Annotated in this window: 13 protein-coding genes; 11 read left to right on the forward strand and 2 right to left on the reverse strand. The window is 73.3% G+C overall.

Annotation, left to right across the window (positions count from 1 at the left end; translation table 11 throughout):
* Positions 1-43: 43 nt before the first annotated feature.
* Positions 44-1,321 carry a GNAT family N-acetyltransferase gene (locus ACIGHB_RS01355; protein ID WP_399908541.1) on the reverse strand — a complete coding sequence of 426 codons (1,278 nt, stop codon included), beginning with the start codon at positions 1,319-1,321 and terminating at the stop codon, positions 44-46.
* A gap of 189 nt (positions 1,322-1,510) precedes the next feature.
* Positions 1,511-2,452 carry a cation diffusion facilitator family transporter gene (locus ACIGHB_RS01360; protein ID WP_399908544.1) on the reverse strand — a complete coding sequence of 314 codons (942 nt, stop codon included), beginning with the start codon at positions 2,450-2,452 and terminating at the stop codon, positions 1,511-1,513.
* A 410-nt stretch (positions 2,453-2,862) separates the two neighbouring features.
* On the opposite strand from ACIGHB_RS01360, the gene ACIGHB_RS01365 reads away from it, so the two are divergent.
* The 11 genes from ACIGHB_RS01365 to ACIGHB_RS01415 all read left to right on the forward strand — a co-directional run bounded on the left by ACIGHB_RS01365 (position 2,863) and on the right by ACIGHB_RS01415 (position 14,451).
* Positions 2,863-4,680: a DUF5941 domain-containing protein gene (locus ACIGHB_RS01365; RefSeq protein WP_399909338.1), complete on the forward strand. Its 1,818-nt coding sequence runs from the start codon at positions 2,863-2,865 to the stop codon at positions 4,678-4,680.
* Positions 4,677-5,426, forward strand: coding sequence for a sugar phosphate nucleotidyltransferase (locus ACIGHB_RS01370; protein ID WP_388873379.1), 750 nt, complete (start codon positions 4,677-4,679; stop codon positions 5,424-5,426). Before ACIGHB_RS01365 ends, ACIGHB_RS01370 begins: the two co-directional genes overlap by 4 nt.
* Entirely contained in the window at positions 5,414-6,475 is a 1,062-nt protein-coding gene (locus tag ACIGHB_RS01375) for an iron-containing alcohol dehydrogenase family protein (protein ID WP_360312471.1), read from the forward strand. The genes ACIGHB_RS01370 and ACIGHB_RS01375 overlap by 13 nt, the downstream gene beginning before the upstream one ends.
* Complete coding sequence (locus tag ACIGHB_RS01380; protein WP_399908548.1) at positions 6,453-7,232, forward strand: CDP-alcohol phosphatidyltransferase family protein; 780 nt, start codon at positions 6,453-6,455, stop codon at positions 7,230-7,232. The genes ACIGHB_RS01375 and ACIGHB_RS01380 overlap by 23 nt, the downstream gene beginning before the upstream one ends.
* A 164-nt stretch (positions 7,233-7,396) precedes the next feature.
* Positions 7,397-8,329, forward strand: a complete 933-nt coding sequence (locus ACIGHB_RS01385; RefSeq protein ID WP_360312467.1) for an ABC transporter permease — start codon at positions 7,397-7,399, stop codon at positions 8,327-8,329.
* Entirely contained in the window at positions 8,322-9,110 is a 789-nt protein-coding gene (locus tag ACIGHB_RS01390) for an ABC transporter ATP-binding protein (protein WP_360312465.1), read from the forward strand. Before ACIGHB_RS01385 ends, ACIGHB_RS01390 begins: the two co-directional genes overlap by 8 nt.
* Positions 9,111-9,230: 120 nt before the next feature.
* On the forward strand, positions 9,231-9,866 hold the full coding sequence (locus ACIGHB_RS01395) for a TetR/AcrR family transcriptional regulator (protein ID WP_399908552.1): 636 nt from the start codon (positions 9,231-9,233) through the stop codon (positions 9,864-9,866).
* A gap of 229 nt (positions 9,867-10,095) precedes the next feature.
* A complete protein-coding gene (gene hpnC / locus ACIGHB_RS01400; protein WP_399908555.1) occupies positions 10,096-11,013 on the forward strand; it encodes a squalene synthase HpnC in 918 nt (305 codons plus the stop codon).
* A gap of 2 nt (positions 11,014-11,015) precedes the next feature.
* Complete coding sequence (gene hpnD, locus ACIGHB_RS01405) at positions 11,016-11,954, forward strand: presqualene diphosphate synthase HpnD (protein WP_399909340.1); 939 nt, start codon at positions 11,016-11,018, stop codon at positions 11,952-11,954.
* Positions 11,954-13,354: a hydroxysqualene dehydroxylase HpnE gene (gene hpnE, locus ACIGHB_RS01410; RefSeq protein WP_399908558.1), complete on the forward strand. Its 1,401-nt coding sequence runs from the start codon at positions 11,954-11,956 to the stop codon at positions 13,352-13,354. Before hpnD ends, hpnE begins: the two co-directional genes overlap by 1 nt.
* Positions 13,351-14,451 carry a polyprenyl synthetase family protein gene (locus tag ACIGHB_RS01415; RefSeq protein WP_360312457.1) on the forward strand — a complete coding sequence of 367 codons (1,101 nt, stop codon included), beginning with the start codon at positions 13,351-13,353 and terminating at the stop codon, positions 14,449-14,451. The genes hpnE and ACIGHB_RS01415 overlap by 4 nt, the downstream gene beginning before the upstream one ends.
* Positions 14,452-14,489 lie beyond the last annotated feature (38 nt).

Raw genomic sequence — 14,489 nt, forward strand, 5'->3', positions numbered from 1 at the left:
GAGTACACCGGAGCGGGGGAGCGGCGGGACCGTCAGGGGCAGGTCAGACGCCGAAAGCCGCCGGATAGGCGATCGTGCCCGCCGGGACCGGAGCGGAGGCGTCCAGGACGAGGGCCATCATCGCTTCGTCCGGAACCTCGAAACCTGGCTTGATTCCATACTCGGACGCCCGTACGAAGCCGAACCGGGGGTAGTACTCCGGGTGGCCCAGCACCAGGACCAGCCGCTCGCCCGCGAGCCGCGCCGCGTCGAGCACCGCCCGGGTGACGGCCTGCCCGGCGCCGGTGCGCTGGTGCTCCGGCGCCACCGAGACCGGCGCGAGTGCCGCCGCGGGCACCCCGCCCACCCGGCAGCGGGTGATCAGCGCGTGCGCGGCGACCGAACCGTCCGGGGCCTCGGCGACCACCGACAGGCCCGGCAGCCAGGCGTCCGGGTCGGCGCGCAGGGCGTCGACCAGCTCGGCCTCGGCGGGCGACCCGAAGGCCGCCGCCGTCACCTCGCGCACGGCCGCGCGGTCGGACTCCCGCTCGGGGCGGGTGGGCCAGCGGGGATCGGCGGGACGGAGCACGAACCCCGCGTAGCAGTAGTCGCCCCCGTGGGCGCGGCGGATCCCGATCTCGGTGCGGGTGGCCGCCACCGCCTCGGCCGTGCCGGGCACGGAGAGGTCGGCGGCGTCGGCCCGCTCGCCGAGCGGGCCGTAGTACTCCTCCCAGTCGCCCTCGGGCTGGAGGAAGGTGCCGAGGACGTGGTACCCGGCGCCGGCCGCGACGGCGGTGAGCTCCGCGACCGTACGGAGCGGATAGTGCTCGTCCCAGAAGGCGCGGGCCTCCGGGGCGGGGGCGCCGGTGGTCCACACGCACTCGGTGAGGACCAGCGTCCCTCCCGGTGCGAGCAGCCGGCGCCACTCGGCGAGCGCCCGGTCGAAGCCGAGCACGTAGACCGAGCTCTCGGCCCAGACCAGGTCGAAGGAGCCGTCGGGGTGGGGCAGCGAGCCCATGTCGCCCAGGACCGGGCGGACCGAGTCGGCGAGACCGCGCGCGGCGGCTGCCGCGCGCAGCTCGTCGAGGAACGGCTCGTGGGTGTCGACGGCGGTCACCTCGGCGCCCGCCTCGGCGGCGAGGAGCAGCGCGGAGCGGCCGGGGCCGCAGCCCAGGTCGAGGACGCGCGGACGCTCCGGGAGCGGCCCCGCGAGCGCGAGGAGACGGCGGGTGGTGGCGTCGGAGCCGGGACCCTGCCGCGGAAGACCGTGGTGCAGGGCGAAGAAGGCGTCGCGGAACGCCGAAGCGTGCTCGATGTCGTTCTGGATGTCGTTGTCGGACAACGTGGAAACCCTTGGTGTGAAAGGGTCCCGGCCGACGACGTGACGGACCGGTGGAAGAACCGGGATCAGGTCAGCCGGAGACCCGGGAGCTGAAGCTGGACCGGGTGCGGCCGCGGAAGGCGGCCTCGCTCGCGACGGTCATCAACCTCAGCTCCTTTCACGCACGTGTTCGTACGACGAGCCTAGCAGTCACAGGCAGAGCTTCGCCTCGTGCTGCGCGTGCCCGGCCGGCTCCAGCTGGAAGGTGCAGTGCTCCACGTCGAAGTGGTCGCCCAGGCAGCCCTGGAGCTCGTGGAGCATCTTCTCGTGGCCCACCGAGTCCAGCGCCTCCGCGTCCACCACCACGTGCGCGGAGAGGACCGGCATCCCCGAGGTGATCGTCCAGGCGTGCAGGTCGTGCACGTCCTCGACGCCCGGCAGGGCCAGGATGTGCGCGCGCACCTCCGCCATGTCGACGCCCTTGGGCGCCGCCTCCAGGAGCACGTCCAGGGTCTCCCGCAGCAGTTTCACCGTGCGCGGCACGATCATCAGGCCGATGACCAGGGAGGCGATCGGGTCGGCGTACTGCCAGCCGGTGGCCAGGATGATCGCGGCGGAGACGATCACCGTCACCGAGCCGAGCGCGTCGGCGAGCACCTCCAGATAGGCGCCGCGGACGTTGAGGCTCTCCTTCTGGCCCCGCATGAGCAGGGACAGCGAGATGACGTTGGCCACCAGGCCGACCGCGGCGAAGGCGATGGCGAGCCCGCCCTTGGTCTCGGCCGGCTCCATGAACCGCTGGACCGCCTCGAAGAGCACGTACCCGCCGACGCCGAGCAGCAGCAGACAGTTGGCGAGCGCCGCCAGGATCTCCGCGCGGGCGAAGCCGAAGGTGCGGTTCCCCGAGGGCGGCCGGTTGGCGAAGTGGATCGCGAGCAGCGCCATCGCGAGCCCGATCGCGTCGGTCGCCATGTGCGCCGCGTCGGCGATCAGGGCGAGCGAGTCGGCCACGATGCCGCCGATGATCTCGACCACCATCACGGAGAGCGTGATCCCGAGCGCGATCCGCAACCGGTTGCGGTACGCGGCGCCCGCGGTGCCGGTCGGCGGCGTCCCCCCGTGGCTGTGCCCGTGGTCGTGTCCAGCCCCCATGACATGGCCTCCCAAATCCTGTGCGATGCGGTGCCCCAAGTCGCCAGTGAACTACGGGTGGGGGGTATGCGCAACACGGTACTGAACACCGTTGTCATTGCTCTGACCTGCGGCGATGCCCAGCCGACCGGCATTCGTACGATCACCTGCCGGAATGCCCGCGAGGGTCCTCCGGCACCGGTTTGGAGGGCGGGCCGCCGATCCCCGATGATGATCACGCGGAGCGCGGCGCACCCCGGCGGCGAGGGGCGGACCGGGGGGAGTCCGGCGTGCGAAGCCTCGGTGAACTCACGCTCCGTTCATCCGATAGCCTCAGCCGACGTGCCGCCGCCCGGTGACGGGGCGCACCCCCGTGCCCGGGGCCGTTCGGGCCCCGCCGGCCCACTGCCCGTTCCAAGGAGTGAGTTCGTCTGTCGACCGCCATCCTCACCGGCCCGCCGGCACCCGGATCCTCGCTCGACGGTGATCTGCGGTCCCTCGGCTTCGACGTCCGCCGGGCCGACGGGCCCGAGGAGGCCCGTACCCTCCTGGCCGCCGTCCCCGCGGGCGAGCGCGTCGCCCTCGTCGACTCCCGCTTCGTCGGGCACCCGCACGCCCTGCGCCTCGCGCTGACCGACCCCCGCTTCCCTGCCGCCGCCGTGCCCGGCGCGCTCTCGGCGCAGCCCGAGGCCCGCCCGGCGCTGGTCCGCGCGCTGACCGCGGCCCCGGCGCTCACCGCCCCGGCCGTCGCCGACGAGCCGGAGCGCGACCTCATTGAGGCCGTCGCCGACGCCCTCGACGCCGGCGGCGTCACCGTGCACCGGCCCGCGCTCGGCACCCTCGTCGCCACCGTCCCCGCCGACGCCGCGGCCCGCCACGAGGCCCGCGCCGCCGTCGACGCCGTCGACGACGAGGCCGTCCGCCTCCGCTCCGCCGTGAAGGCCCACGACGGCTTCTTCACCACCTTCTTCATCAGCCCCTACTCGCGGTACATCGCCCGCTGGTGCGCCCGCCGCGGCCTCACCCCCAACCAGGTCACCACCGCCTCGCTGCTCACCGCCCTGATCGCGGCCGGCTGCGCGGCCACCGGGGAGCGCGGCGGCTACGTCGCCGCCGGCGTCCTGCTGCTCGTCTCCTTCGTCCTGGACTGCACCGACGGGCAGCTCGCCCGGTACGCGCTCAAATACTCGACGATGGGCGCCTGGCTCGACGCGACCTTCGACCGGGCCAAGGAGTACGCCTTCTACGCGGGCCTCGCCCTGGGCGCGGCCCGCGGCGGGGACGACGTGTGGACGCTCGCGCTGGCCGCGATGATCCTCATGACCTGCCGGCACGTCGTCGACTTCTCCTTCAACGAGGCGAACACAGCCGACACGGCCGCCCCCGGCTCCACCGCGAAGACCAGCCTGGCCCTCTCCAGCAGGCTCGACGGCGTCGGCTGGACGGTCTGGGCCCGGCGCATGATCATCCTGCCGATCGGCGAGCGCTGGGCGATGATCGCCGTCCTGACGGCCGTGACCTCCCCCCGGATCGTCTTCTGGGCGCTCATCGCCGGCTGCGCCTTCGCCGCCTGCTACACCACCGCCGGCCGGCTGCTGCGCTCCGTGAAGCGCCGCGGCCCGCGCTCGGACCGGGCCGCCGCGGCCCTGGCCGCCCTCGCCGACTCGGGGCCGCTCGCCGAGGGCATCGGCCGGATCACCCGCCGCCTCCCGGCGCCCGCGCCGCTCGCCGCGCTCCTCGCCGCCGCCCTCATGCTCGCCGTCGCGGCCACCGCCCCGGTCGGCGGCTGGGCCACCGTCGGCGCCGCCGGGGGCTACGCGCTCCTCGCCGGGCTCGCCGTCGCCCGCCCCCTCAAGGGCGCCCTCGACTGGTTCGTCCCCCCGCTCTTCCGCGCCGCCGAGTACGGCACGATCCTGCTGCTCGCCGCCCGGTCGGACGTCCCGCAGGCCGTGCCCGCCGCATTCGGCCTGGTCGCGGCGGTCGCCTACCATCACTACGACACGGTGTACCGCATTCGCGGAGGCACCGGCGCGCCGCCCGCCTGGCTGGTGCGGATCACCGGCGGACACGAGGGGCGCACGCTCCTGGTGACCGTCCTCGCCGCGCTCCTCGCGGGCCGCGGCGACGACTTCACCCTGGCGCTGACCGCCCTGGCGGGCGCGCTCGCCCTCGTGGTGCTCGTGGAGTCCATCCGCTTCTGGGTCTCCTCCGGAGCACCCGCCGTTCACGACGAAGGAGAAACAGCATGATCGGCCTCGTTCTGGCAGCCGGTGCCGGACGGCGACTGCGCCCCTACACCGACACCCTCCCGAAGGCCCTCGTGCCGGTGGACCCTGCGGGAGATGGTTCCACCACCATCCTCGACCTGACGCTGAAGAACTTCGCCGAGATCGGCCTCACCGAGGTCGCGATCGTCGTCGGCTACCGCAAGGAGGCCGTCTACGCCCGCAAGGAGGCGCTGGAGGCGCAGTACGGCCTCTCCCTCACCCTGATCGACAACGACAAGGCCGAGGAGTGGAACAACGCCTACTCCCTGTGGTGCGCCCGTGAGGTCCTGAAGCGCGGTGTGATCCTCGCCAACGGCGACACCGTCCACCCGGTCTCCGTCGAGAAGACCCTGCTCGCCGCCCGCGGCAAGGGCCAGAAGATCATCCTCGCCCTCGACACGGTGAAGCGCCTCGCCGACGAGGAGATGAAGGTCGTCGCCGTCGAGGGCAAGGGCGTCCAGAAGATCACGAAGCTGATGGACCCGGCCGACGCGACCGGCGAGTACATCGGCGTCACCCTCATCGAGGCGGAGGCCGCCGAGGAGCTGGCCGACGCCCTGAAGGCCACCTTCGAGCGCGACCCCGACCTCTACTACGAGGACGGCTACCAGGAGCTCGTCAACCGCGGCTTCACCGTCGACGTCGAGCCCATCGGCGAGGTCTCCTGGGTCGAGATCGACAACCACGACGACCTCGCCAAGGGCCGGGAGATCGCGTGCCGGTACTGACCCGACTGATCCCGTCGCCGGTCGTCGTCGACATCCGCAGGGGGGCGCTGGACGACCTGTCCGCGCTCCTCGCGGACCAGCGCATCTCCAGCAACGGCAAGATCGCCGTCGTCATCAGCGGCGGCTCCGGGCTCAAGCTCCGCGACCAGTTCGCCCCCGAGCTGCCCGGTGCCGACTGGTACACGGTCTCCGGCGGCACGATCGACGAGGCCGTCAAGCTCGCCGACGCCATGCGTGGCAAGCGGTACGACGCCGTGGTCGCCCTCGGCGGCGGCAAGATCATCGACGTGACGAAGTACGCGGCGGCCCGGGTCGGGCTGCCGCTGGTGGCCATAGCGACCAACCTCTCGCACGACGGCATCTGCTCGCCGATCTCCACCCTGGACAACGACAACGGGCGCGGCTCGTACGGCGTCCCCACCCCGATCGCGCTCGTCATCGACCTCGACGTGATCCGGGACGCCCCGATCCGGTTCATCCGCTCCGGCATCGGCGACGCCATCTCGAACATCTCCGCCCTCGCGGACTGGGAGCTGTCCCACCGCGAGACCGGCGAGAAGATCGACGGCCTGGCGGCCGCCATGGCCCGCAGCGCGGGCGAGGCGGTCCTGCGGCACCCCGGAGGCGTCGGCGACGACGACTTCCTGGTCACGCTCTCCGAGGGCCTGGTGATGTCCGGCATCGCCATGTCGATCAGCGGGGACAGCCGTCCCTCCTCGGGCGCCTGCCACGAGATCAGCCACGCCTTCGACCTGCTCTTCCCGGCCCGCGCGGCCAGCCACGGCGAGCAGTGCGGCCTCGGCGCGGCCTTCGCGATGCACCTGCGCGGTGCCCGCGAGGAGTCCGGCGTCATCGTGGAGACCCTGCGCCGGCACGGCCTGCCCGTGCTGCCGGAGGAGATGGGCTTCACGGTCGGCGAGTTCGTGCAGGCGGTGGAGTTCGCCCCGCAGACCCGGCCGGGCCGGTTCACCATCCTGGAACACCTCGACCTGTCCGCCGACGAGATCAGGGACGCGTACGCCGACTATGCCAAAGCCATCGGTAGCTGAGCTCCGCCCGGTCGTCCACCCGCCGGGTGTGAAGGACCGGCGGAGCGGCGAGCACTGGGGCGGCCGCCTCTACATGCGGGAGATCTCGCTGCGGATCACCCGCCAGCTGGCGAACACCCGGGTCACCCCGAACCAGCTGACGTACCTGATGACCCTGGCGGGCGTCCTCGCCGCCCCGGCCCTCCTGGTGCCGGGCGTGTGGGGCGCCGTGCTCGGCGTCGTCGCGGTGCAGCTGTACCTGCTGCTCGACTGCGTCGACGGCGAGCTGGCCCGCTGGAAGAAGCAGTACTCGCTGGCCGGCGTCTACCTGGACCGGGTCGGCGCCTACCTGTGCGACGCGGCGGTGCTCGTCGGCTTCGGCCTGCGCGCCGCCGACCTGTGGGGCGAGGGCCGGATCGACTGGCTGTGGGCCTTCCTCGGCACCCTGGCGGCGCTCGGCGCCATCCTGATCAAGGCCGAGACCGACCTGGTCGGCGTCGCCCGCCACCAGAACGGCATGGCCCCGGTCAAGGACGCGGCCGCCGAGCCCCGCTCCTCCGGCATGGCGCTGGCCCGCCGGGCCGCCGCCGCGCTCAAGTTCCACCGGCTGATCCTCGGGATCGAGGCGTCCCTGCTGATCCTGGTCCTGGCCGTCGCCGACCAGATGCGCGGAGACCTCTTCTTCTCCCGCCTCGGCGTCGCCGTCCTCGCCGGCATCGCCCTGCTCCAGACCGTCCTGCACCTCGTGTCGGTGCTGGCGTCCAGCAGACTGAAGTAACCGGCCCCCGGGCCCGCCGCCGCCAGGAAGATCGCCCGGCGTCCCGGCGGGCCCCCCGGATGGCGTACGGTGTGGCGGCGGACCCGGTGCCGGGGGCCGCCCACCGGTCAGCTGACATCGTGGCACCCCACGTGCCGCACATCGTGAACACGAAAGTTTCGACTGTGAGTGACATTCACCAGGGCGGGGCGGTCGCGACCAGCGCGCCTCCGGCCTCCGTCGACGCGGGCCTCACCCCGGGCGACCTCGCCGCGAAGTACGGCCTCGCGGTCAGCGGCGCCAGGCCCGGACTGTTCGAGTACGTCCGGCAGCTGTGGAGCCATCGCCACTTCATCATGGCCTTCTCCTCGGCCAAGCTCACCGCCCAGTACAGCCAGGCCAAGCTGGGCCAGGTCTGGCAGGTGGCGACGCCGCTGCTCAACGCCCTGATCTACTACCTGATCTTCGGCCTGATCCTGGGCGCGGGCAAGGGCATGGAGAAGGACGTCTACATCCCCTTCCTGGTCACGGGCATCTTCGTGTTCACGTTCACGCAGAGCTCCGTGATGGCCGGCGTACGCGCCATCTCCGGCAACCTCGGACTGGTGCGGGCCCTGCACTTCCCGCGCGCCAGCCTCCCCATCAGCTTCTCGATCCAGCAGCTCCAGCAGCTGCTCTTCTCGATGATCGTGCTCGTCGCGATCGTCATGGTCTCCGGCAGCTACCCGTCGGCGAGCTGGCTGCTCGTGATCCCGGCGCTCATGCTCCAGTTCGTCTTCAACGTGGGCCTCGCGCTGATCATGGCCCGGGCCGGCGCCAAGACGCCCGACCTCGCCCAGCTGATGCCCTTCGTGATGCGTACCTGGCTGTACGCCTCCGGCGTCATGTTCTCGATCCCGATCATGCTCCAGGGCAAGCCGCAGTGGATCGCGGACATCCTCATGTACAACCCGGCGGCGGTCTACATGGACCTGATCCGCTTCGCCCTCATCGACGGCTACGGCTCCGAGAACCTGCCCGACCACGTCTGGGCCACCGGCGTCGGCTGGGCGCTGCTCCTCGGGATCGGCGGCTTCGTCTACTTCTGGAAGGCCGAGGAGAGGTACGGCCGTGGCTGAGACCATCCCGGGCGCCAAGACGCCCACCGTCATCTGCGACGACGTCCACATCGTCTACCGCGTCCACACCGGCGGCGGCGGCAAGGGCAGCGCCACCGCGGCCCTCAGCCGGATCGTCGGCCGGGACAAGGCCGAGGTCAGCCGGGGCGTCCGCAAGGTGCACGCCGTCCGCGGCGTCACCTTCACCGCCTACCGGGGCGAGGCCATCGGCCTCATCGGCACCAACGGCTCCGGCAAGTCGACCCTGCTGCGCGCCATCGCCGGCCTGCTCCCCACCGAGAGCGGCCGGGTCTACACCGACGGCCAGCCCTCGCTGCTCGGCGTCAACGCCGCCCTGATGAACGACCTGACCGGCGAGCGCAACGTCATCCTCGGCGGACTCGCCATGGGCATGAGCCGCGAGGAGATCCACGCGCGGTACCAGGACATCGTCGACTTCTCCGGGATCAACGACAAGGGCGACTTCATCTCCCTGCCGATGCGGACCTACTCCTCCGGCATGGGCGCCCGGCTCCGCTTCGCCATCGCGGCGGCCAAGAACCACGACGTGCTCCTCATCGACGAGGCGCTCGCCACCGGTGACCGCAAGTTCCAGATCCGCTCCGAGGAGCGCATCCGCGAACTGCGCAAGGAGGCCGGCACGGTCTTCCTGGTCAGCCACAGCAACAAGTCCATCCGGGACACCTGCGACCGGGTGCTCTGGCTGGAGAAGGGCCAGCTCCTGATGGACGGCCCGACCGACGAGGTCCTCAAGGCGTACGAGCGCGAGACCGCCCGCTGACGCCCGCGCCGCACCGCGCGCCGAACGCCCCCCACCGCCCGGTGGGGGGCGCTGTCGGTTTTCGCCGCCGGGACCCCCGGGCGGAATGTTCATGCGGTCAACATCGGGCAGGATGAGCCCATGGCAGGGATTGCGGGCGGAAAGAACTACCACCACGGCGACCTGCGCAACGCCCTGGTCTGCGCCGCCGTCGGCCTCGCCGCCGAAGGCGGCCCCGAGCGGGTCGTCCTGCGCGAGGCGGCCCGCCGCGTCGGTGTCTCGCCCACCGCCGCCTACCGCCATTTCGACGGACGCGGCGAGCTGCTCCGTACCGTCCGCGCCCACGCCAGGGCCCGCCTCGCCGAGGCCATGGAGCGGGCCGCCGCCCGCGAGCCCGGCGCCGACGACCCCGCCCTCGCCGCCGAGCGCAGGCTCGCCGCCCTCTGCCGCGGCTACGTCGGCTTCGCCGTCGAGCACCCCGGCCTCTACCGCGCCGCCTTCGGCGCCGTCCGGCCCGCCGCGGAGGAGTGCCCCCTCGGCGCGCCGGTCCCCCCGGAGCCCGAGGCCCGCGCCTTCACCCTGCTCCGCGAGGCCCTGGAAGCCCTCGATCGGACCGGTGGCCGGAGGTCCGCCGCCGGCGCCGCCGCCTGGTCGGCCGTGCACGGCCTCTCGCTGCTGCTCCTCGAAGGCCCGCTGCGCCGGCTCTCCGCCCAGCGCCGCGCCGACGTGGTCGAGACCACCCTCGCCATGGTCGTCTCGGGGGCCCGTCCCCGCTGACCTGCCCCCCGAATGGCGACATCTCTCGTACAACGTAAGCTGTACCGGTCTGATCCACACCGCCCCAGGGCGCCCCCGGGACATTCCGGCGGGCGCGTGCTCCGTGCGCGGCGGCGTGTCCGAAATAGGATGGATTGGATCGGCAGTGTAGAACGGGAGATATGACGGCCATGACGCAGAATCTCCAGCTTCACGTGGGTGTCGCCGTCCCCGCGCCGGGCGCCGCCCGGTGACGGCTTCCCGGTACGTGCGCGCCGACGATCCCTCGCGCACCACGCTCGGCAAGGCGGCGGACGAGAACTTCCCCGTGGCCCCCTTCTACCTGCCCCGCGCCTGGCGCGACGACCTCATGGCCGTCTACGGATACGCCCGCCTCGTCGACGACATCGGCGACGGCGACCTCGCCCCCGGCGGCGCCGACGCCCGCTTCCTCGGCCTCGGCCCCCGGGAGGCCGCCGACCGGCTCCTCCTCCTCGACGCCTTCGAGGAGGACCTGCGCCGCGTCTTCGACGGCACCCCCCGCCACCCGCTGCTGCGCGCCCTCCAGCCCACCGTCCGGCGCCGCGACCTCACCCCGGAGCCCTTCCTCGGCCTGATCCGGGCCAACCGCCAGGACCAGCTCGTCCGCCGGTACGAGACGTACGACGACCTCCTCGCCTACTGCGAGCTCTCCGCCAACCCCGTCGGCCGGCTCGTCCTCGGCATCACCGGCACCGCCACCCCCGAGCGGATCCGCCGCTCCGACGAGATCTGCACCGCCCTCCAGATCGTCGAGCACCTCCAGGACGTCGCCGAGGACCTCGGCCGCGACCGGATCTACCTGCCCGCCGAGGACCTCAAGCGGTTCCACGTCACCGAGGACGAGCTCGCCCGGCCCGGCGCGGGCGCCGCCGTGCGCTCCCTCGTCGCCTTCCAGGCCGAGCGGGCCCGCGCCCTGCTGCACTCCGGCCTCCCGCTCGTCGCGAGCGTCCACGGCCGCCTCCGCCTGCTCCTCACCGGCTTCACCGCCGGCGGACTCGCCGCGCTCGACGCCATCGCGGCCGCCGGCTTCGACGTCCTCGCCGGACCGCCGAAGCCCACCAAGCCGAGCCTGACGCGCCAGGCGGGAGCGGTCCTGCTCCGGGCGCGCCGAGAGGGGGGAACGTGACCGTGGAGGAAGCGGCCCGGCCGTCCGCGCCAGTGCAGGCCGCGTACAGCTACTGCGAGGCCGTCACCGGACAGCAGGCCCGCAACTTCGCCTACGGCATCCGCCTCCTGCCCGCCGACAAGCGGCAGGCCATGTCGGCGCTGTACGCCTTCTCGCGGCGGGTCGACGACATCGGCGACGGCACCCTCGCGCCCGAGGTGAAGCGGGAACGCCTGGAGGCCACCCGCACCCTGCTCGACCGGGTCCGCAAGGACGACGTCGCCGAGGACGACACCGACCCCGTCGCCGTCGCGCTCGCCGACTCCGCCCGCCGCTTCCCGATCCCCCTCGAAGGGCTCGACGAGCTCATCGACGGCGTCCTCATGGACGTCCGCGGCGCCACCTACCGCACCTGGGACGAGCTCGCGGTCTACTGCCGGTGCGTCGCCGGCGCCATCGGCCGGCTCTCCCTCGGCGTCTTCGGCACCCAGCCGGGCGCCGCCGGGGCCCACAAGGCCGCCGAGTACGCCGACACCCTCGGCCTCGCGCTCCAGCTCACCAACATCCTCCGGGACGTCCGCGAGGACGCCGGCAACGGCCGCACCTACCTGCCCGCCGACGACCTCGCCCGCTTCGGCTGCGAGAGCGGCTTCGGCGCGTCCGTCCTGCCCGCCGGCGCCGACTTCGCCGGCCTCGTCCACTTCGAGGTCCGCCGCGCCCGCACCCTCTTCGCCGAGGGCTACCGGCTGCTGCCGATGCTCGACCGGCGCAGCGGCGCCTGCGTCGCCGCCATGGCCGGCATCTACCGCCGCCTCCTCGACCGCATCGAGCGCGACCCCTCCGCCGTGCTCCGCGGCCGGGTCTCGCTGCCCGGCCCGGAGAAGGCGTACGTCGCCGTCCGCGGCCTCTCCGGCCTCGACGCCCGCCACATCGCCCGCTCCACCGTCAGGAGGCGCACCTGATGGCCGCCCCCCACGACCCGCCCGGCACCCCGGGGCCCAGCGCCGTCGTCGTCGGCGGCGGGCTCGCCGGCATCACCGCCGCGCTCCAGCTCGCCGAGGCGGGCGTCGGCGTGACGCTCCTCGAAGGACGGCCCCGGCTCGGCGGCCTCGCCTTCTCCTTCCGCCGCGGCGACCTCACCGTCGACAACGGCCAGCACGTCTACCTGCGCTGCTGCACCGCCTACCGGTGGTTCCTCGACCGCGTCGACGGCGCCCGCCTCGCCCCGCTCCAGGACCGGCTCGACGTGCCCGTCCTCGACGTCGCCCACCCGCGCGGCCCCCGCCTCGGCCGGATCCGCCGCGACCCGCTGCCGGTCCCCTTCCACCTGGCCCGCAGCCTCGCCACGTACCCGCACCTCTCCCTCGCCGAGCGGGCCTCCGTCGGCCGCGCCGCCCTCGCGCTGAAGCGGCTCGACCCCGCGGACCCGGCCCTCGACGGCGTCGACTTCGCGACCTGGCTCGGCCGGCACGGCCAGTCCCCCCGCGCCATCGAGGCGCTGTGGGACCTGATCGGCGTCCCCACCCTCAACGCCCCCGCCCAGGACTCCTCCATGGGACTCGCTGCCATGGTCTTCAAGACCGGGCTGCTCACCGACCCCGGCGCCGCCGACATCGGCTGGGCCCACGTGCCGCTCGGCCACCTCCACGACACCCTCGCCGCCAAGACCCTCGACGGCCTCGGCGTCCGGACCCTGCTGCGCACCAAGGCCGAGCGGATCGACCGTACCGACGACGGCCGGTGGACCGTCGAGGTACCCGGCGAGACCCTGCGCGCCGACGCCGTCGTCCTCGCCGTGCCGCAGACCGAGACCCACGCCCTACTCCCCGAGGGCGCGCTCGACGACGCCGACCGGCTCCTCGACATCGGCACCGCGCCCATCCTCGACCTGCACGTGGTCTACGACCGCAAGGTGCTGAGGCGGCCCTTCTTCACCGCCCTCGGCTCCCCGGTCCAGTGGGTCTTCGACCGCACCGAGTCCGCCGGCCTCACCGGCACGGGGCAGTACCTCGCCATCTCGCAGTCCGCCGCCCAGGACGAGATCGACACACCCGTCGCCGCCCTGCGCGAGCGCTATCTGCCGGAGCTGGAACGACTGCTGCCCGCCGCCCGCGGCGCCGCCGTCCGCGACTTTTTCGTCACCCGGGAACGGACCGCCACCTTCGCCCCCACACCGGGCGTCGGGCGCCTCCGCCCCGCCGCCCGCACCCGTGCGCCCGGCCTCTACCTGGCCGGCGCCTGGACCGCCACCGGCTGGCCCGCGACCATGGAAGGTGCCGTCCGAAGCGGCTTCAGCGCCGCCGGCGCGGCGCTCTCCGCCTTCGGCCGCCGCCATGACCATCCGCTGCAGGAGGCGGCATGAGTGTGATCACAGGAACCAGAGGAGAGACCGTGCCGACCGTGCCCCCGGGGACCCCGGCCGTCGACACCGCCGACGTCAGCGCCTTGCTGGAGAGGGGGCGGACCCTGTCCACCCCCGTCATGCGGGCGGCCGTCGGCCGGCTCGCGTCGCCCATGGACACCGTGGCCGCCTACCACTTCGGCTGGATCGACGCCCAGGGCAACCCCACCGACGCCGACAGCGGGAAGGCCGTGCGTCCCGCGCTCGCCCTGCTCTCCGCCGAGGCCGCCGGAGCCGCGCCCGAGGTCGGCGTCCCCGGCGCCGTCGCCGTCGAGCTCGTGCACAACTTCTCGCTGCTCCACGACGACCTGATGGACGGCGACGAGCAGCGCCGCCACCGCGACACGGTGTGGAAGGTGTTCGGCCCCGCCCAGGCGATCCTGGTCGGCGACGCGCTCTCCGCCCTCGCCAACGAGGTCCTCCTCGAACTCGGCACCGTGGAGGCCGGCCGCGCCACCCGCCGGCTGACGACGGCCAACCGCAAGCTCATCGACGGGCAGGCCCAGGACATCTCCTACGAGCACCGCGAGCGGGTCACGGTCGAAGAGTGCCTGGAGATGGAGGGCAACAAGACCGGCGCCCTCCTCGCCTGCGCCGTCTCCATCGGCGCCGTCCTCGGCGGCGCCGACGACCGCACCGCCGACAAGCTGGAGGAGTACGGCTACCACCTCGGCCTCGCCTTCCAGGCCGTCGACGACCTCCTCGGCATCTGGGGCGACCCCGAGGCCACCGGCAAGCAGACCTGGAGCGACCTGCGGCAGCGGAAGAAGTCCCTGCCCGTCGTCGCCGCCCTCGCGGCCGGCGGAGAGGCGTCCGAGCGGCTCGGACGGCTGCTCGCCGAGGACGCCAAGTCGCCCGCCTTCGACTCCTTCACCGAGGAGGACTTCGCCTACCGCGCCGCCCTCATCGAGGAGGCCGGCGGCCGTGAGTGGACCGCCGAGGAAGCCCGCCGCCAGCACGCGATCGCGCTGCGCGCCCTGCACGAGGTGGACATGCCCGCCCGGGTGCGCGACCAGCTGATCGCCCTCGCCGACTTCGTCGTCGTACGGAAGAAATGATCATCCACCGCCAGATATGAGTGCGCAGTCGCCGGCCG

The organism is Streptomyces sp. NPDC085460 (genome assembly GCF_044541975.1).
Classification (GTDB): Bacteria; Actinomycetota; Actinomycetes; order Streptomycetales; family Streptomycetaceae; genus Streptomyces.

Bases quoted from the DNA above. Each gene is read 5' to 3' on its own strand.
- hpnE (WP_399908558.1), top strand. From the start codon at position 11,954: ATGGCCGCCCCCCACGACCCGCCCGGCACCCCGGGGCCCAGCGCCGTC.
- ACIGHB_RS01370 (WP_388873379.1), top strand. From the start codon at position 4,677: ATGATCGGCCTCGTTCTGGCAGCCGGTGCCGGACGGCGACTGCGCCCC.
- ACIGHB_RS01380 (WP_399908548.1), top strand. From the start codon at position 6,453: ATGCCAAAGCCATCGGTAGCTGAGCTCCGCCCGGTCGTCCACCCGCCG.
- ACIGHB_RS01415 (WP_360312457.1), top strand. From the start codon at position 13,351: ATGAGTGTGATCACAGGAACCAGAGGAGAGACCGTGCCGACCGTGCCC.
- ACIGHB_RS01360 (WP_399908544.1), bottom strand. From the start codon at position 2,452: ATGGGGGCTGGACACGACCACGGGCACAGCCACGGGGGGACGCCGCCG.
- ACIGHB_RS01395 (WP_399908552.1), top strand. From the start codon at position 9,231: ATGGCAGGGATTGCGGGCGGAAAGAACTACCACCACGGCGACCTGCGC.